Origin of the sequence: Pseudoduganella sp. S-14 (assembly GCF_049913285.1) — a bacterium.
GTDB lineage: Bacteria > Pseudomonadota > Gammaproteobacteria > Burkholderiales > Burkholderiaceae_D > Rugamonas.
Genome location: NZ_CP183991.1, coordinates 1,329,372 through 1,348,146, shown reverse-complemented (window position 1 = coordinate 1,348,146; position 18,775 = coordinate 1,329,372). Strand labels below are relative to the sequence as shown.

Below are 18,775 nucleotides of genomic sequence, written 5' to 3'. Positions count from 1 at the left end.
GCAAGTAAGCGCTGGCTTGCGGCTTCGTATGAAAGCCACAATGCTGCAAATATTATTACGGAAACGGCCGGCGTTGGGCAACGCCGGCAAGAGTGCGCTTAGTGCAACAGGCGAGGCGCCTGGTCTTCTTCGGCGCCAAACAGGTCGTCGAACATCAGGGCGTCCGGCTCCTTGCCCTGGCTCCACAGCAGCATCAGCACGATGATCTTCAGCTTGCCCAGCGACACCGGGGCCTCGTCCAGCGCCAGGGCGCGCTCGATGACGATTTCACGTTGCAGCGGGGACAGCAGGCCGGCACTCTCCAGGAACTGGATAAAGCCAACGGCGGCGGTGCCCAGTACATCCAGCTCCTGGCGCACATAGAAGCGCGTGCCAGAAGAAGCGGCCGTCAGCGACTGCTCGACGCCAGCCATGGCGGCGAGGTCATTCAGCCAGACCAGCGCCTCGGAAATCTCTACGTCGTCGAAGCCGACAGCGGAAAGTTTCTTTGCCAATGCTGCGGGTTCAGGGCAGGCATCAGGGCGGTAATAGGTCTCGTACAGGTAAACCAGGATGTCAAACATGGCGCTACTTTAGCAGCATCTGTGAGCCGGGCACAAGCGTAACGGCAGTTCAAAAGCCTTTCAGGCGTTGGAAAGCACCGCCCGGCAGCCTTTCCACCACACCTGCAAGCTCCAAGGCAAGCAAGCTTGCCTGCATATCACTTGGCGCAAGTTGCAACCTTGTTGCAAGCTCATCGGCGCCGACCGGATCGTGGCCGAGGGCAGCCAGCAGCCAGCCTGCGGCCCGGTCCATCTGCGGCACCGGCTCGCCCGGCGCCGGCAAGCCCAGGTCTTCCAGCAGTTGCTCCGGCGTGGCGACCAGGCGCGCGCCCTCTCTAATTAGCGCATGGCAGCCGACCGACTGCGGCGAGAGCACGGAACCTGGCAGCACGAAGACTTCGCGCCCGGCATTCACGGCCGCGTGCGCGGTGATCAGGGAACCGGAGCGCGCCGCTGCTTCGATCACCAGCGTGGCGCGGGTCATGCCGGCAATGATGCGGTTGCGGATCGGGAAGTGCTCGGCCCGCGCCAGCGTGCCGAGCGCGAATTCGCTGACCAGGCAGCCCTGCTCGGCAATCCGGCGCGCCAGCGCGGCATTGCGGCGCGGGTAGATGCGGTCGATCCCGGTGCCGATCACCGCCACGGTACTGCCCGGCCCTTCCAGGCCGCCTTCGTGCGCGGCGGCGTCGATGCCAAGCGCCAGGCCGGAGATCACCGGCATGCCCGCCTGGCTCAGCGCCAGCGCAAACTGACGCGCGTTGGACTTGCCTTGCATGGTGGCGTTGCGAGCGCCCACTACCGCCACAGCCTCGCGCTGGAGCAGGGACAGGTCGCCCTTGGCATACAGCAGCAGCGGCGGATCGGCGATGTGCTGCAAGGTCGGCGGGTATGCCGGGTCGCCCAGCAAGACCAGGTGGTTGCCGGCCTGCGCTGCCCATTCCAGCGAGGCATGCGCCAGTGCGTGTATCCGCTCCGGCATGGGACCGGCAAGGCAACGTGCTGCTGCCAGCGAGATCTCGTCTTCGGCAACATCGGCCACGGCGCGCTCGCGCCGGGGCCGCACGATGTCGGCATCGGCTTGCTTCAGCATGTGCAACGGCAGCGGCGCGGCGTCATCCTGTGCGGGAGGCGCAGCCAGGCGGGCATCGGCGGCAGAGAAAACGCCTTGGGGAGAGTGGTAATGCTGGAGCAGCTTGAAGGCTCCGTGGCGGCCGACGCCCGGCGTATTCGCCAGGCGCAGCCACATCGCCAGGCGCTCGAAGTCCTGGCGGGCGGGGTTGGGGGCATCCGTGACTTGCACGGCCATGGAATTTACTCCGCTGTCTTGGCGATATCCCCCACGACGACAGGTTCAGTCACCTGCATGATCAAGCCATACGAAATGTGCTTGAACACACGGAAGATAAACAAGCTGCCCACTCGTTCATCCGGCAGCTTGACCGTTGGCTTGCGCAGATTCAGCGCGCCTTTCGACGCACCTGGATCAGGCACCACTTCACCCCTATGGTATAGCTGCAGCACGGAACCGATATCGAGTCCGTCAAGCTTTCCGCGATTAATGCTGACAACCTGGTTCTGGCCGGCGTGGGTGACGCCGCCATACACGGCCAGCACGCTGGCATTGACTTCGACTTCCGGCGGATGCGGAACATAGTTCTGCATCGGCATAGGCGGCATTGCCATCAGCAAGTCGCCCTTGCCCATCTCTTCCTTGGCGCTGGCGACGATGAAGGTATGCACGTCGCTGCCCGCTTCCGCCGGCGCGTCGAGTTTCAGGGTGCCGAGGTAGAACGCTTCCAGGGCGATCGTCTTCTTGGTGATCGGGTCTTTCAGCGGTTTGCCTGGACGGAACACCTGGAATGAGGTATTGCCTTTCAGGTCGCCGCGGACATAGGCCTTGTCGTCCTTGCCGATGAAGACGCGGGCGCCACGCGTCGCAATGATGCGCGGTGCATTTTTGAGCTCATCTTCTTCGATGATCAAGGGTTGCGTCAGGAACGGTTCGATCGCGCCGGACGGGATCGACTGGACGGCGTCCTTACCCAGGCCTTCGGTGCGCAGTTGCGGGCCGAGGCGCATATCGCCCGTGGTGCCATCGCCGCCAACCTTGTTGCCAAGGCGCAGGCGGCCGGCCTCACGGTCGAACCAGACGATCTGCCCTGGATAAATCCAGTGCGGATTGGCGATTTCTTCTTTGTTCATGCCCCAAACCTGCGGCCAGCACCAAGGCTTGTCGAGGAAGGTTCCGGAGATACCCCACAGGGTATCGCCCTTGACGACGGTATGGCTATCCGGTGCGTTCGGCTTGAATTCACAGACAATGGTCTTGGCGTGGGCCGGAACGGCCGTCACACCGCAAAACAGGGCTGCGGCCAACAGGCGGCTGCTGCTTGTGCTAAAATTTTTCATTGATATATCCGTTAGGTGCGGCAATGACGGAAGGCCACAAAGGCTTGCCTCACTGAAATCAAATTCTGCCCATATTACCCTGATCAAGCAAGGAATTCGTGTCACAGAAGCAATCGTGCACGCATTATATGCGCCGTTTACCGCACATTCATTGTTGTTTAAATAAGATTCTCCCGTGAAACTGAATATTCTCCGCTACCCAGACCCTCGCCTGCACAAAGTTGCGAAACCCGTTGCCGTGTTCGACGAGCGCCTGGCCAAACTGGTGGAAGACATGGCGGAAACCATGTACGACGCGCCAGGCATCGGCCTGGCCGCAACCCAGGTGGATGTGCATGAGCAAGTTGTCATCATTGACGTCACCGAAGACAAAACCGGCCTGACCGCCTTCATCAACCCGGAAATCCTGTGGTCGAGCGAAGAAAAACAGGTTTACGACGAAGGCTGCCTGTCCGTGCCCGGCGTCTATGACGGCGTCGAGCGCCCATCCGCAGTCAAAGTACGTGCCTACGACGTCAAGGGCGAGCCGTTCGAGATCGACGCCGACGGCCTGCTGGCTGTCTGCATCCAGCACGAGATGGACCACCTGAAAGGCAAGGTATTCGTTGAATACCTGTCCCCCTTGAAACGCAATCGTATCAAGACCAAACTGCAAAAAGAAGAACGTGGCTTGCAGCGCGACGAAGCGCTGCGCGCTTCGGGCCGCCGTTACTGATACCTGCGGGGGAAGCATGAAAGTGATCTTCGCGGGCACGCCTGAATTTGCGGCCGTTGCCCTCCAGGCCCTGCACGAAGCAGGTTTCGAGATTCCCCTGGTACTGACCCAGCCCGACCGCCCGGCCGGCCGCGGCATGCAGCTGCAGCCTTCGGCGGTCAAGCAATACGCCGTCAAGCACGGCATCGAAGTGCTGCAGCCGCTCTCCTTGCGCATGGACGCCAAGGATCCGCAGCGCGCAGCGGAAGCCAAAGCCGCCCACGAGCGCCTGCTGGCCACCGACTACGACGTGATGGTGGTCGCTGCCTATGGCCTGATCCTGCCGCGCTCCACCCTCGACATCAAGCCTTGCCTGAACATCCACGGCTCCCTGCTGCCCCGTTGGCGCGGCGCCGCCCCGATCCATCGTGCGATCGAAGCGGGCGATGCGGAAACCGGCGTCACCATCATGGAAATGGAAGAAGGCCTGGACACCGGTCCGATGCTGCTGATCGAGCGCACCCCGATCACGCCGCAGGACACCACCGCCACCTTGCACGACAAGCTGGCCGCCATGGGCGCCCAGATGATGGTCAAGGTGTTGCACAAGATGGAAAAAGGCGTGGTGGAAGCCATCCCGCAGCCCGAGCAAGGCGTCACCTACGCCAACAAGATCCTGAAGGAAGAAGCCGTGCTGGACTTCAGCCAGCCTGCACGCGACATCAGCCGCAAGATCCGCGCTTTCAATCCTTTCCCCGGCGCCCACAGCGAAGTGAATGGCACGGTGATCAAGCTGTGGGGCGCGGAAGTGCTGGACGAAGGCAGTAGCGCCGCGCCCGGCCAGGTGATTGCTGCCGACGCGCAGCACGGCATCATTGTCGCCTGCGGCGAAGGCGCGCTGCGCCTGACGCAGCTGCAAAAACCGGGCGGCAAGCGCCTGCCGGCTGCCGAATTCATCAAAGGCTTCCCGCTCGACGGGCAGCGTTTCCAGTAAATGGACCAACTCGCGGCGCTGCGCGCGCTCCGCCGCGTGGTTGAACTGGGCAGCTTTACGGCAGCCGCCGACGCCCTCGGCATTTCCCACACCATCGTTTCGCGCCAGGTGCGCCAGCTCGAGGAACACCTCGGCGCCCAGCTCCTGAACCGCACCACTCGCCGCTTCGCCCTGACCGATGCCGGCCGCGATTACTACGAATCCACGCGCGAAGTGCTCGACCTGCTGGATGACGCCGACCGCAACGTCGGCCGCCACCAGGCCGAACCCACCGGCGTCCTGCGCATCAATGCGCCGATGGCTTTCGGCACCATCGAGGTGGCGCAATGGCTGCCCGGCTTCATGGCGAAGTACCCCGGCGTGCAGGTCGACCTGGTATGCAATGACCGCATGGTCGATTTGATCGAGGACGGTTTCGATGTCGCACTGCGCCTGGCGCGCGACTTGCCCGATTCGACGCTGGTTGCACGCCGTCTCGCCACCAGCAAAGTAGTGCTTGTCGCCAGCCCTGGCTACCTGGGCACGCACGGCGCACCTGTCGTCCCGGACGATCTCGCGCAACACAACTGCCTCGTCTACACGGCGGCCACGCGCTCCAGTGAATGGACGCTGGTCGGCCCGGATGGCGCGGAGCATGCTGTCGCTGTGCGCGGATCGCTGCAGGCCAACACCAACGTCGCCCTGAAAGCGGCAGCAGCAGCGGGCCTTGGCATTGCCAACGCCGCCGCCTTCATCGTCCGCGAAGAGCTTGAGAACGGCGCACTGGTGGAAGTCCTGCACGGCTACATGCCCAAGCCGCGCGAGCTGTACGCCCTCTACCCGCAGAACCGCCACCTGTCGCCCAAGGTGCGCGCCTTCGTCGATTACGCCGCCAGCATTTACATCAACATCTTCTGAACCGCGCGGAACTGCTGCGTGAGGCCGCCCCAGCCCCAGGCTGCCGGGCGCGCGTCGTCGATGTGGATGTAGCTGACTTCATGCAACTCGCCGAGCAGCGCTTGCAAGTCCTTATACACCGCCGCGATGTAAGCCGACTTCTCATTCGCCGTGTTGGTTTCGTCGGTGATCTTGATGTCGAAGTAGAAGCTCGACTTGCCCAGCTCCACCAGCGACTTGCCGTCCACGAACCACTGCTCGCGTGGCGTGTAATGCACAGCGATGGCGGTCAGCGCAGGCGCCTTGTGCAGGATCTCCCCGGTGTGCTTCATCAGGATGCTGGTGACTTTCTTGGCAGGCACTTGTTCCGGGGTGCCGCTGACGGTGATATTCAAGATAGGCATTTTGAAGCTCCTTCAAAGTGGTTGGTTGATGGAGCCATCTTAGCCAAACCCGCCCCCGATTGTTAGCCGTCTAGCAACACATGATTTGTGCAATTCCAGCACAAATCGCATAAGCAAATGCCGAATATATCTCGGCGGTCAGGGGCAGCGGCCGGGGAAAAATGCTGCTTTGCCGTATAATTTCAGGTCCACGTTGCCCAATCCGCGATATCAAAATGACCAACACGACCCGTCCAACCTCCAAGACCGAAGCCCAGCTGCGCGACATCCTCGCAAAGCGCATCATGTTCCTGGATGGCGCAATGGGTACCATCATCCAGCAGTACAAGCTCGATGAAAAAGCCTATCGCGGCGAGCGTTTTGCCGATTTCGCGGCGCCGGAAGGCAGCGGTCACCGCGAACTTTTCGTTAAAGGCAACAACGAGCTGCTGACGCTGACGCAGCCTCATGTCATCCAGGAAATCCATGAGCGTTACCTGGCCGCCGGAGCGGATCTGATCGAGACCAATACCTTCGGCGCCACCTCGATCGCACAGGACGACTATTTCATGGCCCACCTGGCCTATGAAATGAACGTGGAAGCAGCCCGGTTGGCCAAAGCTGCCACCGCCAAGTATTCGACCGCCGACAAGCCGCGCTTCGTCTGCGGCGCCCTCGGCCCGACGCCGAAGACCGCCTCCATTTCGCCGGACGTGAACGACCCGGCCGCACGCAACGTCACCTTCGACCAACTGGTTGCCGCTTATTCCGAGCAAGTGCGCGGCCTGGTCGACGGCGGGGTCGATGTGCTGCTGGTCGAAACCATCTTCGATACCCTGAACTGCAAGGCCGCGTTGTTCGCGATCGACCAGTATTTTGACGAGCGCCCTGAGATCGAGCGCCTGCCGCTGATGATCTCAGGCACCGTGACCGACGCCTCCGGCCGCATCCTGTCCGGCCAGACCGTGCCGGCCTTCTGGAACTCGGTGCGCCACGCCAGGCCGCTGACCATCGGCCTGAACTGCGCGCTGGGCGCGACCCTGATGCGTCCCTACGCCGAAGAGCTGTCGCAGATCGCCGATACCTTTGTCTGCATCTACCCGAACGCTGGCCTGCCCAACCCGATGAGCGACACCGGCTTCGACGAGCTCCCAGAAGACACTTCGCGCCTGCTGCGCGAATTCGCCGACGCGGGCTTCATCAACGTGGCCGGCGGCTGCTGCGGCACCACGCCTGACCACATTGCCGCTGTCGCCAAGCTGCTGTCGACCGCCACCCCGCGCGCATTGCCGCACGTGCCGGTGGCCCAGCGCCTGTCCGGCCTGGAGCCCTTCACCATCGACGACGACTCGCTGTTCGTCAACGTCGGCGAACGCACCAACGTGACCGGTTCCAAAGCCTTCGCGCGCATGATCCTGAACGAGCAGTACGACGAAGCATTGTCCGTGGCGCGCCAGCAGGTGGAAAACGGCGCCCAGGTCATCGACATCAACATGGACGAGGCGATGCTGGATTCCCAGGCTGCCATGACGCGCTTCCTTAACCTGATCGCTTCCGAGCCGGATATCTCGCGCGTGCCGATCATGATCGACTCCTCCAAGTGGTCGGTGATCGAAGCAGGCCTGAAATGCGTGCAGGGCAAGGCCGTGGTCAACTCGATCTCGATGAAGGAAGGCGAGGAAGAATTCATCCGCCAGGCGAAACTGTGCCGCCGCTACGGCGCCGCCGTGATCGTGATGGCCTTCGACGAGACCGGCCAGGCCGACACCTACGCGCGCAAGATTGAAATCTGCGCCCGCGCCTACAAGGTGCTGACCGAGAAAGTCGGCTTCCCGCCGGAAGACATCATCTTCGACCCGAACATTTTCGCAGTCGCCACCGGCATCGAAGAGCACAACAACTACGCGGTGGACTTCATCGAAGCCACCCGCTGGATCAAGAACAACCTGCCGCACGCGAAGATCTCGGGCGGCGTGTCGAACGTATCGTTCTCCTTCCGCGGCAACGACCCGGCGCGTGAAGCGATCCACACCGTATTCCTGTATCACGCCATCAAGGCTGGCATGACCATGGGCATCGTCAACGCAGGCATGATCGGCGTCTACGACGACCTGCCGGCCGAACTGCGCGAGCGCGTGGAAGACGTGGTGCTGAACCGCCGCGAAGACGCCACCGAGCGCATGATCGAATTCGCAGCAACGTTGAAAGGCGGCGCCAAGCAGGAAGCGGCCAACCTCGAATGGCGCAACGCCCCGGTCGAGAAGCGCCTGGCGCACGCGCTGGTGCACGGCATCACCCAGTTCATCACCGAAGACACGGAAGAAATGCGCCAGCAGGTGTTCGCTTCCGGCGGCCGCCCGATCAATGTGATCGAGGGCCCGCTGATGGACGGCATGAACATCGTCGGCGACCTGTTCGGCCAAGGCAAGATGTTCCTGCCGCAGGTGGTGAAGTCGGCGCGCGTAATGAAGCAGGCCGTAGCCCACCTGATTCCTTACATCGAAGAAGAAAAGAAAGCGGAAGAAGCGCGTACCGGCATCGTGGCCAAGCCAAAGGGCAAGATCGTCATCGCGACCGTGAAGGGCGACGTGCACGATATCGGCAAGAACATCGTGTCCGTGGTCCTGCAATGTAATAACTTTGAAGTTGTGAACATGGGCGTGATGGTGCCCGCTTCCGAAATCCTGGCGCGCGCCAAGCTGGAGAATGCCGACATCATCGGCCTGTCCGGCCTGATCACGCCGTCGCTGGAAGAAATGGCCCACGTGGCAAAAGAGATGCAGCGCGACGAGCACTTCCGCATGATGAAGATCCCGCTGCTGATCGGCGGAGCGACCACCAGCCGCGCCCACACGGCGGTGAAGATCGCCCACAACTACGAAGGCCCGGTGGTGTATGTGCCGGATGCGTCGCGTTCCGTGTCGGTGGCGCAGTCGCTGCTGACCGACGAACAGCGCGGCAAGTTCGTAGAAGAACTGGACCACGACTACGCCCGCATCCGTGAGCAGCACGCCAACAAGAAGGCGCTGCCGAGCGTGTCGCTGGAAACCGCGCGCGCCAACAAGGCCAAGCTGGAATTTGCGCCGGTGCGCCCGAAGTTCGTTGGCCGCCGCGTATTCAAGAATGTGGACCTGGCAGCGATCGCCGAATGCATCGACTGGGGACCGTTCTTCCAGACCTGGGACCTGGCTGGCCCCTTCCCTGCCATCCTGACCGATGAAGTGGTCGGCGAAGCGGCTTCCAAGGTCTTCGAAGAAGGGAAGGCGCTGCTGAAGAAGATCATCGAAGGGCGCTGGCTCACTGCCAATGGCGTAATCGCGCTCCTGCCTGCAAACACGGTCAACGAAGACGACATCGAGATCTACACCGACGAGTCGCGCTCGGAAGTGGCCTTCACCTACTACGGCCTGCGCCAGCAAGGCCTGAAGCCAGTGATCGATGGCGTTCAGCGCCCGAACCAATGCCTCTCGGACTTCATCGCACCGAAGGATTCCGGTACGCAGGATTACATCGGCATGTTCGCGGTGACCGCGGGCCTGGGCATTGAAAAGTACGAAAAACGCTTTGAAGATGCGCATGATGACTATTCCTCGATCATGCTGAAGGCGCTGGCTGACCGTCTGGCAGAGGCTTTCGCCGAGTACCTTCACGAGCGCGTGCGCAAAGACCTATGGGGCTATGCCGCCGATGAGGCGCTGAGCAACGAACAGTTGATCAAGGAAGAGTATCGCGGCATCCGCCCGGCCCCGGGCTATCCGGCCTGCCCAGAGCACACAGTGAAGGCCGATGTGTTCCGCGTGCTGAACGCGAACGAGATCGGCATGGAGCTGACTGAATCATTCGCGATGTTCCCGGGCGCAGCCGTGTCGGGCTTCTACTTCGCCCATCCGCAGTCAAAGTACTTTACTGTTGGGAAGATCAACGAAGACCAGCTGATGGACATGGCGACTCGACGCGGCGTCGCGAAAGACCAGCTCGAGCGCTGGCTGGCACCCAACCTTTAACTGCAAATGGGCCTCTCGCCTGAGAGGCTCATTTCGCCCCTTTGCGGACGGTCGCTAATCTAAAACTATCTCTCCGAATTCACAGGTAGCGGTTGTAATTCAGTGAGAAGGAATGCTCGATCCAATCTTTGGTGGCGGTATCGTCGGTAATATTCTTGTGCCCAAGTATGTCCGTTCCCAAATGATTCTGGCGAACGGTCCGCGCTACTGCCGATTTGTCTTCGACACTTTGAAGGTGGCCGCTTTCAAAGATCAATTCCAAGACAATCTCGTATTCCCAGAATCGGTGAAAACCCATGTTCACGCCGCCCTGCTTGATGAACCCATCAGCGATCAAAAGTCCGCCAGTAAAAGGAGTCGTCAAATTCACGTCTTGATATAGGCAGTTGAATCCACACCATGAATTCGGATCTACAGGTGCGATAGAATTTACGAGAGGGCCATTTGGGCTACGGTTCAGTACAGGCAGGCCTGCATCATGAAAGATGAATAAATCCTTCAGCATCAAGAAATCGTTGACGGCAAAATCAGCCATCCATCCTCGGTAGCAGGCAGTCGATGGCGCAGCTGGTACAAGGCCGTAAATCGTCGGATCAAAAAGTTCTGGACCATTACGTCCACAAAGAACAAACTTTCTTCCATCGTAGATCACTCCGTCTGCAACTTGAGTTGTCACTGTGTCTTTCCTATGTCTATTTCGAGCAAGTATTCGCACGTACAAGGTCGGCTCAAGAATTCATTCCACGCGACGATCGCCATTCGAAACTCGTTCAAATCAAATAGTCCATCAGTGGTTCCGTTCTCATCCTCAATGAGAATGTCGACCTGAGCACCGCGCTCCGTGAAGGTGACCTCCGTGTCATTGAGTCCAAAGAATGCCTCGTCGGACGTCCCACTTAAAACCGAATCGAGCAGCCCAATAGCTTCTATGGTAAGCGATCCACGAACCACAGGCTTGAGGGCTACTTTCCACGCTTCGGCATCGGCACGTATGCAATGCAATTGACGACATTCATGGCCGATAGCAGAACGTATTTATCGCTTTCGAGTGGAGCAACACTGGAAAGCCAGCGCGTCGTTTCGGTACTCACGTACGCCAGCAAGGCAGGTTCTGGATGGCCTGTGGCGAACTGTTGTTGCGCCTGTTGAACCAGCATGGGATGCATGCCCTCGCTGAACTGGATGATGGCGCTATAGCGGGTAGCTTGCCGATCCAATTCATCTTCGGAAATGCGGGGCCACGACCAGCCCGTCTCCTTCATGGACTGGAAGCAGACGAACAGCAAATTCAGCGCGAACTCCACCCTTTCCATCGGCACTCCCATTCGTGGCAGGATGAGTACGGCGCCGAGTAGGGTCGGCTGCGCCTGGAACAACTCATCGGCCAGCGCTTCTTTCTGTGCCGTGTTCATGGCCTGAATCGCCTTGATGGCGCGGGCGAGTATTGGTGCCGATATTCGGCTCATGCCTGCTCCTGGAGGCCGGCCACTGCGGTGCCAAAATGCCAAGGCAGTAGCGCCTCAACTTGCTCAACTGTGGTGGCTGTCGGCAAGTCGCGCAACACTTGACACAGCCACTCGTAAGGCTCGGCGCCATTGGCCTTGGCGGTCTGCACCAGCGAGTAGGTGACGGCGCTGGCATGCGCGCCGGCCGGCGTGTCGGAGAAGAGCCACCCCTTGCGGCCGACCACGAAGGGGCGGATCGCGTTCTCGCAACGGTTGTTGTCGATGGGCAGATCGCCGCGTTCGACATAGCGCACCAGCTTGGGCCAGTATTTGTGCAGGTAGGTCAGTGCCTCGCCCAGCTTGGTCTTGCCCGGCACGGCCGGCAACACGCCATCGAGCCATATGCGCAAGCTGGCCAGCAGCGGCAAGCTGCGCTCCTGGCGGCCTTGCAGGCGCTGGGCGTCGCTGGCGTTGCGCAGCTCGCGTTCGACGCCATACAGCTGGCCGATCAAGTCGATGGCCTGATCCGCCAGGCCACGCTTGCCCTTGGCCTGCACGCGGACGGCTTCGACAAAACGTCGTCGCACGTGTGCCCAGCAAATCAAGTGCTCGATGTGCGGCGTGCGCGCTAGCGCGTTGTAGCCCTCGTACCCATCGGTCATAAGATAGCCCCGGAAGCCTTCCAGCAGGCGCACGGGCACCTCCGCACTGCGGCTCGGATCGTAGTCGTACAAGATGATTGGACGCTCCGGCGGGCCGCCCGTCTGCACCCACATATAGCTGTGCGAGCAGGGCGCCTTGCCGGGTTCCTTGAGCACCTGCATCACGGTCTCGTCCATATGAATCAACTGGCCGTCGAGCAGCAGATCGCGCATCAGGTTGTGCAGCGGCTGCAGCACGGCGGCCGCGCCGATCACCCAGCGCGCCAAGGTTTGCCTCGGCACCAGCGCGCCATGGCGCTCCAGTACGTGCTCGAAGCGTGCCAGCGGCAAGCCGTCGAGGTACTTGGCCACCAACAGCATGGCCAGGAAGTTGGCGCTGGCGTTGCTCTTGGGGATAGGTTGGGGCGGTAACGCGGCCGTCACCGGCACGTGCGTGCCGTTGGGACAGCCATAGCGCTTGCGCACGTGGCGCAGCACCCGTACTTGCATGGGCACGATGTCCAGTTGCTCGCTCACCTCCTCGCCGATCACCGCCATCGGCGTCCCACAGGGGCAGGTGCGCTCTGACTCGGGTACTTCGTGCACAACATCCACGCGCGGTAACTCGCCCGGTAGTGCAGTGCGCTTGCCGCGCTTGTTTTGGCCAGCCGATTTGTCCTTGGCTTTGCCGTCGGCTGGCGACTGCGGCGCGACATCCTGTTCCTGGCTCGTGTCGCGCGCCAAGCTTTCCGCCTCGTCGAATAGCCCGCGCTGCAGCGCCGCCATTTGTTCCGAACTGGCGCCATACAGACGATGGCGAGCCAGCTTGGCTTGCTCGATCATGCGGATCAGGTAATCCCCCCGGTGTCAAAATAGTTGTCGCTCCGATAGATCTGAGAAAATGGGGGCGATAACAGGAGTGAGAAGTGGCACGGTACGGACAAGAATTCAAAGACAAAGCGGTGGCGCGATTGCTGCCACCGGAAAGTGCATCGATCAAGGATGTGGCCTTGTCGGTGGGCGTGAGCGAATCGACTTTGGAGCGCTGGCGCAGCGAGGCGTTGGCGAATCCAGCGCAACGCCGCGAATGGACGCCCGCCGCGCGGTTTGAAGCGGTGCTGGCGACATCCGCCATGGACGAGGCCAGCAAGGGTGCCTGGTGCCGCAGCAACGGCGTATATCCGCACGAGCTGGCGGTATGGCGCGAGCAGGCGATCAATGCGCTGGGCCAGCCGGGAGAAAAACGTTTGAGCGCAGCGGAAGCCAAGCAGGACAAGCGCCGCATCAAAGAGCTTGAGCGCGAGGTGCGCCGTAAGGACAGGGCATTGGCCGAAACTGCAGCCTTGCTGGTGCTATCAAAAAAAGCCGAGGCGATCTTCAGCAAGTACAAGGCCGAGGACGAATGATCGGCCTCGAAGATCGCCAGGCTCTGGCCCTGGAAATCCAACAAGCTTGCCAAGCCGGTGCCCGCTTGAGCGAGGCATGCGCGGCGGTCGGGCTGAGCGCTCGCACGCTGCAGCGCTGGCAGGCAAGCGGTGGATTGGTAAGCGGCGATCGTCGCCCGACGGCGGTACGCCCCATGCCATCGCATGCGCTGACGGATGATGAGCGCGCGGCGGTGTTGGCAGCTGCGAATGAACCGCGCTTTGCCGACATGCCGCCGGCGCGCATTGTTCCCATGTTGGCCGATGAGGGCATCTATCTGGCCAGCGAATCGACGTTCAGCCGCATCTTGCGTGCCCATGGCCAAGTGCGTCATCGCGGCCGTGCCAAAGCACCTCGTCAACAACGGCCGCCGACCACCCATGTCGCTACTGCACCCGGCCAGGTGTGGTGCTGGGACATGACCTACTTGCCGGCTGTAGTGGCGGGCCGCTGGTTCTACCTTTACCTGATCTTGGATCTCTATAGCCGCAAGATCATCGGCTGGGAAGTGCATGCCGAGGATGATGCCGACCACGCCAGTCATCTGGTGCGGCGCACGGCTTTGGTCGAGGGTGTCGCTATGCGCCACAACAAGCCGGTGCTGCATGGCGATAACGGCGCCACGCTGAAGGCGACCACGGTGCTGGCCATGCTGCATTGGCTGGGCATTAAGCCATCGTACTCGCGCCCACGTGTGAGCGACGACAACGCCTTCGCCGAAGCGTTGTTCCGTACCGCGAAGTACCGTCCGGAATTCCCTTCCAGTGGCTTCGCAGATCTGGCCGACACACGAGACTGGGCAGCCCGCTTTGTGCAGTGGTACAACTTCGACCACCGGCATAGTGGCATTCGCTATGTTAGTCCGGCGCAGCGACATGCGGGACTGGATACTGCCATTCTGGCAGCGCGGCATCGCCTGTATCTGTCCGCCCAGGCTCGCCACCCGGCTCGCTGGTCGGGCCATACCCGCAACTGGACGCCATGCGACGCGGTCACGTTGAACCCCGAACGGGATCTCGTCGTTTCCGTCGCTGCGAAGGAGATTCAAACTCAGCAAATTGCTGCTTGATTCAGGCGACAACTACCTTGACACGCGCCGATCGTTGGCAGCCTTGATCGCCGCGCCGCGCGCTGCAACTTGGGCCGCATCGAGCACCTGCGCACGGATGGTATCGGCCGCGTCGGCGTACGACTGCTGCACCGCATCTTGCACGGTCAGCACGGCGGCATGAAACGCCTGCTGCTGCGCCTTGAGCAAGGCCTGCAGACTGCCCACGTCGTTCGGCAGATGCTCCGGCAAAGCAAACGACGGCACCAGCACGGCGAGCTTGGGAAGCTCGATTGGCGGCAATGTGATGGCGGGTGTGTCGATGGGTGAAGGCATGCCACATGTTAACAGCCTCGCTCAGGAAACAGAAGAGTAATGCAGCGTTTGGTGGGGAGCGTGGCGCCACAAGTCGAAACCTTCCAGCAGCCACTCCAGCTGCTGCGCGCTGATTTGCTCGACGCCGGCACGCTCACTCGGCCAGGCGAACTTCTCGGCCTCCAGCCGCTTCATCCACAGGCAGAAACCGTTACGGTGCCAGTAAAGCACCTTGAGCTTGGTGCGCTGGCGATTGACGAACACGTACAGCGCCTGGCCGAATGGATCGAGCCCAAGCTCTTGCTCGACCAGCACCGACAGGCCATTGATCGACTTGCGAAAGTCGATCGGCGCGCGGCACAGGTGGACCTGGCCGATCTGAAAGCCCCTGTGCATCAGCGCGCTCCTTGCGTCGCCACGGCCAGTGCCGCCAGCCATTCCGGGGCGGGCAAGCAGTGCGTTTCAATCCGAACCGCGCCTACGCTCACCACGCACGGTGCTGGCGCCATTGCCGGCATGACATCGAGCGTCATGAACTTGGTTACCGCCGCACTGGCACTGGCCGGCATGGCCTTTAGTTTGGCACGCCAGTAGTACAGCGCCGTCACCGATAAGCCATGGTGCCGCGCATACTCAGCTCGCCACCCAGCCGTTACGCTCAATCTCCGCCACATGTCCCTGCCAAAACTTCGCATCCCTTGCCATGTCCACCTCTGATGAAAACGATGTGGCAAGGATGCCGCAGCGACCGTCAGTTGAACAGGTTGGGGTTTATGGAGCGCTTACCTTCTATGCAGTCATCGCTGGTATGCATCGTCATAAACAGTGCCGAGCAAAGATATCGCTCATATCGTTCACCAGCCTTCGCGACACAGGTGGGAAATCGGTGCCAGACCTTCCCAAGGATGGGATGCGTTCCGCCGTCCAGGCATTTAAATTGCAAGATCATTCAATTGAATTGAAGTTGAGGGTTACTGTTCCGGCACTTGATTCTACGAGGTCCTCTTCTGGCCGTTAGCGCCGCTGTGAGATTGGCGTCATTGGAGAAGCTCAGTCAGCAGCGCCAGAATTCTAGAATCAAACTCGGCATCTATGAAAAATAGATCTTCACCTAGGCCCTCATTTTGATGCCACACTCCGATTGCAAACTCGCGCCCGGTCCTGGTTACCAAGTCGGCCAAGAATTTCAAAAGCTCTTCTATTCTAGCCGGTGAAAGCGTTTCTACATCAAAATTCAGCCCTATGTTCCAGTCGGGCAGATCCTGACTCTGATGAATTTCCGAGCGAGCAAGCTTATCGTTTACAACTGCGGCTGAAGGCACACCCCATTTCGCAATAAAATCGCTGAACCGAGGTAACAACAGATTTTCCACCTCATGCAAGTCCGATCCGTCAACGTACGCGTATATCTGATTCATTCATATTGTCTTCATGAAGGACTGCTGTTGGCCGTTTGCCGGCGCCAGCGATTGACTAAGGCGTTGAGTTTCAACATGTCGCGCCGCAACTAGTCTGGCAACTGATCCTGCCAGAGATTCTTCGCCGCCCTACAAGCATCGCAAAAGTAGACTTCACAATGTTTTGGCTTTTCATGCCAGCTCGGCCCGAAATAGACTTCGTTCGCATACGGGAACTTCGACTCCATAGCCTCTATGTAGTTGCCTGTTGCTTGTCGTGTCCCATAACCGATTGGAACAAGCTCCTGCCGGAGCTCTTCGTTGTGGACATGACAAAAGCGGAAAAGCCCCGTAATCGTCGAAAAGTCATTGATCCGAACGCCCAGTTGTTCCTGAACTTGGTTCCACATTTCGTCCTGCCAGAAAAACATGCGCCTTTTTTGCTGACATCGCCCATTCAAGGCTACTACGAATTTCATATAGCGGTCTGGGCCAAAAGTTGCGAGCATGGTGTCACGAGCCAGCTGCACGTCAAGCTTATACATGGAATAAGGATCTACGAAAATGCAAATAATAACCCGGCACGGTTGTGTATGACCGGTTTTGGCCGATTACAGAAATTAATCGCCCGCTTGCGAGCGAATGTGCATCGGATCTGTAGAGACGGCACGCTTAATTAATACCAGATCGTCTGTCGCATTCCTCGTGTAATGTACCAATCCGCCGAAGTCGGTGTCCACCATAATTCCTTCTTTCAGATACGACCATGATTCTTGCCCTGGAAGATACTCGCCAAGATCCATGGAGGCGACTACAGTGCCACGATAGCGGGAATCGATCTGAATCACGTCCCCCGGTTTGATTTCACTTCCATCCGCGTATTGCATATGAAGTCCTAATCGAATCGCAACTTCCGTTATTGGCCGGTTGCACGCAGTCACAAAAAAGGAAGGCGATCACTTCTTGCGTACATGCGAACGCAAGACAACGCCAACCGTGTACGAAACCCGGTCTCCAAGGATCAATTTCTCCACAACCTCCTCAGGTAAATCGTATTGACCTTTAGGCATTTGCTTGTAGAACGGTGGAGATTCTGTTCGCATTAAAATCCAAATGTTATCGCCGGATGCCCCCTTAACCCCAAGGACCTCGCGATCAAGAACCTTTTGTACAACCGGCTCGTTCAGAGATTTGCCTCGTGATTGAGATTCGATGGTCTGAAGTGTCGACCACTCACTTTTCTCGCCAAAGGTCTCCACAAGCTCCGGACTTGAACATGCCTTTACAGCGAATCCTACCGCAATAGACAAAGCCAACGCCCAGATAACGCAGCGCAAAGAATTTGGAATCATGCGACGACTTGTATAGAAATTGTTGAAATACAGCGATTGACTCGCACCGTCTGCACTTGGCCGTTCTCGTTCACGTGGACGGCGAAGTTAACGAGGTTCATCAGTGGGCAAAATTCCCGAGATAGCGCGCGCCAGCTCATCGTCAAGGATCTCAGATTCATCCGCGAAGTCTGACGCAATCCGCCGTTGGGCCTCGGGCACCACTAAGTCCAATGCGATTCGCTGACGAATGTAGGTGGCCAACACGTAATTCGAAATCTCACCAACTGGTACCAACCAATTGTCGCGGCAACGCTCAATGAGACTTGAATTGAAGTCTGGTTCAACCCAAGGGCCAACAATATCTGCAACTGCTCTTTTTTCCATTCGATTCCACATCATGTCAGTGGCCAGGTTTCAGATGGCCGCTGTTGGCCGCTACGAGTCCGGCGGCTGGAGTGTACCTATGGCACATACACCATATGAACGGCGATCTTAAATCCCGAATTTGTATCCGTGACGCGTCCACTTAACACCAAGTCGCTCGCCCTTTCCTCCCTAGTGTACAAGTCCACTAGAAAGTCCCAGTGATCTCCGGTCCATATGCATACGGAGGAATTCCAAGTCTCGTCAGGCAAAGGATTCAAAGTCGCTCCGTAGTCGCGGAGATAAGACTGAATATGGTTAGCGGTCTCTTGAGAAACAGCCTGTACATCTTCTACGCTATCGGCCAAGAGATAGTCACCCTTTACAAAGGCAGCCACAACTCCGCGCAGAGCTGGCCGCCATGCCGAAGGAATTGGGCGTTCGGCTGTGCCATCCTTGACCGCTACTATTTCCACCATTGAATTATCTTCACTCATTTGATACAAACCCTTGAATGGCAGGTCCTGGCCGACAGTGAGCGGTGCTTTAAATCATCCAGCAGCAGAAACTCTGGTCTTCAAGTTCAGTGAGCAACGCAGATATCCGTGGGAGATCTATTTCAGAAATCTTCACCGCACCAGTAAGCGGCTTATGAAGCATACACACTCTAGACTTGGCAGCTTCGTAAGCCTGGGCTCCAAGCTGCATTTGCTCCGCGAATAGCAGTAGCTCAGCTAAGCGCACTTCATTCCTGGAGTTCCAAGTAGCCAATTCCTCGCCTGTCATCGAAAGAATGCCTTTCAGTTCCAGCTTTATCCTTTCGATCAGCGCACAGCCTTTCAGCAAACCTTGAGATTCTGGTGAGTCGATATCCGATATCATAAATTCCTTCCAGCACGGGCAAC

Annotated in this window: 21 protein-coding genes and 1 pseudogene; 5 read left to right on the top strand and 17 right to left on the bottom strand. The window is 59.4% G+C overall.

What is annotated here, in order from left to right; translation table 11 throughout:
• Positions 1-98 precede the first annotated feature (98 nt).
• Genes ACN9MZ_RS06255 through ACN9MZ_RS06245 form a run of 3 tightly spaced genes read right to left on the bottom strand, consistent with a single transcriptional unit; the run spans position 99 to position 2,951 of the window.
• Positions 99-563, bottom strand: a complete 465-nt coding sequence (locus ACN9MZ_RS06255) for a DUF494 family protein (protein WP_426341363.1) — start codon at positions 561-563, stop codon at positions 99-101.
• 49 nt (positions 564-612) lie between these two features.
• On the bottom strand, positions 613-1,848 hold the full coding sequence (gene dprA, locus ACN9MZ_RS06250; RefSeq protein ID WP_426341362.1) for a DNA-processing protein DprA: 1,236 nt from the start codon (positions 1,846-1,848) through the stop codon (positions 613-615).
• Positions 1,849-1,853: 5 nt separating this feature from the next.
• A complete protein-coding gene (locus tag ACN9MZ_RS06245) occupies positions 1,854-2,951 on the bottom strand; it encodes a LysM peptidoglycan-binding domain-containing protein (protein WP_426341361.1) in 1,098 nt (365 codons plus the stop codon).
• Positions 2,952-3,126: 175 nt separating this feature from the next.
• Between ACN9MZ_RS06245 and def the strand changes: the two genes are divergently transcribed.
• From def to ACN9MZ_RS06230, 3 genes are read left to right on the top strand one after another with little or no spacing between them, the layout of a single operon-like run.
• Positions 3,127-3,666, top strand: a complete 540-nt coding sequence (gene def, locus ACN9MZ_RS06240; RefSeq protein WP_426341360.1) for a peptide deformylase — start codon at positions 3,127-3,129, stop codon at positions 3,664-3,666.
• Between the two features lie 16 nt (positions 3,667-3,682).
• The gene (gene fmt / locus ACN9MZ_RS06235; protein WP_426341359.1) at positions 3,683-4,639 is read left to right on the top strand and encodes a methionyl-tRNA formyltransferase; all 957 of its coding nucleotides are present in this window, start codon (positions 3,683-3,685) and stop codon (positions 4,637-4,639) included.
• Entirely contained in the window at positions 4,640-5,536 is an 897-nt protein-coding gene (locus ACN9MZ_RS06230) for a LysR family transcriptional regulator (RefSeq protein ID WP_426341358.1), read from the top strand.
• Here ACN9MZ_RS06230 and ACN9MZ_RS06225 read toward each other — a convergent pair.
• Complete coding sequence (locus tag ACN9MZ_RS06225; RefSeq protein ID WP_426341357.1) at positions 5,518-5,919, bottom strand: tautomerase family protein; 402 nt, start codon at positions 5,917-5,919, stop codon at positions 5,518-5,520. The two genes, ACN9MZ_RS06230 and ACN9MZ_RS06225, sit on opposite strands and share 19 nt — an antisense overlap.
• Positions 5,920-6,134: 215 nt before the next feature.
• Here ACN9MZ_RS06225 and metH point away from each other — a divergent pair, with 215 nt between their 5' ends.
• Positions 6,135-9,902, top strand: coding sequence for a methionine synthase (gene metH, locus ACN9MZ_RS06220; RefSeq protein WP_426341356.1), 3,768 nt, complete (start codon positions 6,135-6,137; stop codon positions 9,900-9,902).
• Positions 9,903-9,981: 79 nt separating this feature from the next.
• On the opposite strand, the gene ACN9MZ_RS06215 is transcribed toward metH, so the two are convergent.
• The 3 genes and pseudogenes from ACN9MZ_RS06215 to tnpC form a co-directional block, all read right to left on the bottom strand.
• Entirely contained in the window at positions 9,982-10,578 is a 597-nt protein-coding gene (locus tag ACN9MZ_RS06215) for a hypothetical protein (protein WP_426341355.1), read from the bottom strand.
• Between the two features lie 286 nt (positions 10,579-10,864).
• Positions 10,865-11,368 carry a hypothetical protein gene (locus ACN9MZ_RS06210; protein WP_426338188.1) on the bottom strand — a complete coding sequence of 168 codons (504 nt, stop codon included), beginning with the start codon at positions 11,366-11,368 and terminating at the stop codon, positions 10,865-10,867.
• Positions 11,365-12,813 (bottom strand): annotated as a pseudogene (gene tnpC, locus ACN9MZ_RS06205) (IS66 family transposase); the annotation flags it as partial. The gene ACN9MZ_RS06210 and the pseudogene tnpC, both read right to left, overlap by 4 nt.
• Positions 12,814-12,914: 101 nt before the next feature.
• Between tnpC and ACN9MZ_RS06200 the strand changes: the two are divergent.
• Positions 12,915-14,482 (top strand): IS3 family transposase gene (locus tag ACN9MZ_RS06200; RefSeq protein WP_426338214.1). Its coding sequence is split into 2 segments (ribosomal slippage): positions 12,915-13,353 and positions 13,353-14,482, totalling 1,569 coding nucleotides; the frame shifts between segments, so codons are not numbered across the junction.
• Between the two features lie 12 nt (positions 14,483-14,494).
• Here ACN9MZ_RS06200 and ACN9MZ_RS06195 read toward each other — a convergent pair.
• From ACN9MZ_RS06195 to ACN9MZ_RS06150, 10 genes are all read right to left on the bottom strand, one after another.
• Positions 14,495-14,797: a hypothetical protein gene (locus tag ACN9MZ_RS06195; RefSeq protein WP_426341354.1), complete on the bottom strand. Its 303-nt coding sequence runs from the start codon at positions 14,795-14,797 to the stop codon at positions 14,495-14,497.
• A gap of 21 nt (positions 14,798-14,818) precedes the next feature.
• Positions 14,819-15,172 carry an IS66 family insertion sequence element accessory protein TnpB gene (tnpB, locus tag ACN9MZ_RS06190; RefSeq protein WP_426338190.1) on the bottom strand — a complete coding sequence of 118 codons (354 nt, stop codon included), beginning with the start codon at positions 15,170-15,172 and terminating at the stop codon, positions 14,819-14,821.
• Positions 15,172-15,450 carry an IS66 family insertion sequence element accessory protein TnpA gene (gene tnpA / locus ACN9MZ_RS06185; protein ID WP_426341353.1) on the bottom strand — a complete coding sequence of 93 codons (279 nt, stop codon included), beginning with the start codon at positions 15,448-15,450 and terminating at the stop codon, positions 15,172-15,174. Before tnpA ends, tnpB begins: the two co-directional genes overlap by 1 nt.
• Before the next feature lie 363 nt (positions 15,451-15,813).
• On the bottom strand, positions 15,814-16,194 hold the full coding sequence (locus tag ACN9MZ_RS06180) for a hypothetical protein (RefSeq protein WP_426341352.1): 381 nt from the start codon (positions 16,192-16,194) through the stop codon (positions 15,814-15,816).
• An 89-nt stretch (positions 16,195-16,283) separates the two neighbouring features.
• On the bottom strand, positions 16,284-16,718 hold the full coding sequence (locus ACN9MZ_RS06175) for a hypothetical protein (RefSeq protein ID WP_426341351.1): 435 nt from the start codon (positions 16,716-16,718) through the stop codon (positions 16,284-16,286).
• Positions 16,719-16,793: 75 nt separating this feature from the next.
• Positions 16,794-17,060 carry a hypothetical protein gene (locus ACN9MZ_RS06170; RefSeq protein WP_426341350.1) on the bottom strand — a complete coding sequence of 89 codons (267 nt, stop codon included), beginning with the start codon at positions 17,058-17,060 and terminating at the stop codon, positions 16,794-16,796.
• A 69-nt stretch (positions 17,061-17,129) separates the two neighbouring features.
• Positions 17,130-17,525, bottom strand: a complete 396-nt coding sequence (locus ACN9MZ_RS06165; protein ID WP_426341349.1) for a hypothetical protein — start codon at positions 17,523-17,525, stop codon at positions 17,130-17,132.
• Positions 17,526-17,612: 87 nt separating this feature from the next.
• The gene (locus ACN9MZ_RS06160) at positions 17,613-17,891 is read right to left on the bottom strand and encodes a hypothetical protein (protein ID WP_426341348.1); all 279 of its coding nucleotides are present in this window, start codon (positions 17,889-17,891) and stop codon (positions 17,613-17,615) included.
• 77 nt (positions 17,892-17,968) lie between these two features.
• Positions 17,969-18,349, bottom strand: a complete 381-nt coding sequence (locus ACN9MZ_RS06155; RefSeq protein ID WP_426342870.1) for a DUF7668 domain-containing protein — start codon at positions 18,347-18,349, stop codon at positions 17,969-17,971.
• A gap of 67 nt (positions 18,350-18,416) precedes the next feature.
• Positions 18,417-18,752 carry a hypothetical protein gene (locus ACN9MZ_RS06150; RefSeq protein WP_426341347.1) on the bottom strand — a complete coding sequence of 112 codons (336 nt, stop codon included), beginning with the start codon at positions 18,750-18,752 and terminating at the stop codon, positions 18,417-18,419.
• Positions 18,753-18,775: the final 23 nt, after the last annotated feature.

Bases quoted from the DNA above. Each gene is read 5' to 3' on its own strand.
- ACN9MZ_RS06255 (WP_426341363.1), bottom strand. From the start codon at position 563: ATGTTTGACATCCTGGTTTACCTGTACGAGACCTATTACCGCCCTGAT.
- dprA (WP_426341362.1), bottom strand. From the start codon at position 1,848: ATGGCCGTGCAAGTCACGGATGCCCCCAACCCCGCCCGCCAGGACTTC.
- ACN9MZ_RS06245 (WP_426341361.1), bottom strand. From the start codon at position 2,951: ATGAAAAATTTTAGCACAAGCAGCAGCCGCCTGTTGGCCGCAGCCCTG.
- fmt (WP_426341359.1), top strand. From the start codon at position 3,683: ATGAAAGTGATCTTCGCGGGCACGCCTGAATTTGCGGCCGTTGCCCTC.
- ACN9MZ_RS06230 (WP_426341358.1), top strand. From the start codon at position 4,640: ATGGACCAACTCGCGGCGCTGCGCGCGCTCCGCCGCGTGGTTGAACTG.
- ACN9MZ_RS06225 (WP_426341357.1), bottom strand. From the start codon at position 5,919: ATGCCTATCTTGAATATCACCGTCAGCGGCACCCCGGAACAAGTGCCT.
- metH (WP_426341356.1), top strand. From the start codon at position 6,135: ATGACCAACACGACCCGTCCAACCTCCAAGACCGAAGCCCAGCTGCGC.
- ACN9MZ_RS06210 (WP_426338188.1), bottom strand. From the start codon at position 11,368: ATGAGCCGAATATCGGCACCAATACTCGCCCGCGCCATCAAGGCGATT.
- ACN9MZ_RS06195 (WP_426341354.1), bottom strand. From the start codon at position 14,797: ATGCCTTCACCCATCGACACACCCGCCATCACATTGCCGCCAATCGAG.
- tnpB (WP_426338190.1), bottom strand. From the start codon at position 15,172: ATGCACAGGGGCTTTCAGATCGGCCAGGTCCACCTGTGCCGCGCGCCG.
- tnpA (WP_426341353.1), bottom strand. From the start codon at position 15,450: ATGTGGCGGAGATTGAGCGTAACGGCTGGGTGGCGAGCTGAGTATGCG.
- ACN9MZ_RS06180 (WP_426341352.1), bottom strand. From the start codon at position 16,194: ATGAATCAGATATACGCGTACGTTGACGGATCGGACTTGCATGAGGTG.
- ACN9MZ_RS06175 (WP_426341351.1), bottom strand. From the start codon at position 16,718: ATGTATAAGCTTGACGTGCAGCTGGCTCGTGACACCATGCTCGCAACT.
- ACN9MZ_RS06170 (WP_426341350.1), bottom strand. From the start codon at position 17,060: ATGCAATACGCGGATGGAAGTGAAATCAAACCGGGGGACGTGATTCAG.
- ACN9MZ_RS06165 (WP_426341349.1), bottom strand. From the start codon at position 17,525: ATGATTCCAAATTCTTTGCGCTGCGTTATCTGGGCGTTGGCTTTGTCT.
- ACN9MZ_RS06160 (WP_426341348.1), bottom strand. From the start codon at position 17,891: ATGGAAAAAAGAGCAGTTGCAGATATTGTTGGCCCTTGGGTTGAACCA.
- ACN9MZ_RS06155 (WP_426342870.1), bottom strand. From the start codon at position 18,349: ATGGTGGAAATAGTAGCGGTCAAGGATGGCACAGCCGAACGCCCAATT.
- ACN9MZ_RS06150 (WP_426341347.1), bottom strand. From the start codon at position 18,752: ATGATATCGGATATCGACTCACCAGAATCTCAAGGTTTGCTGAAAGGC.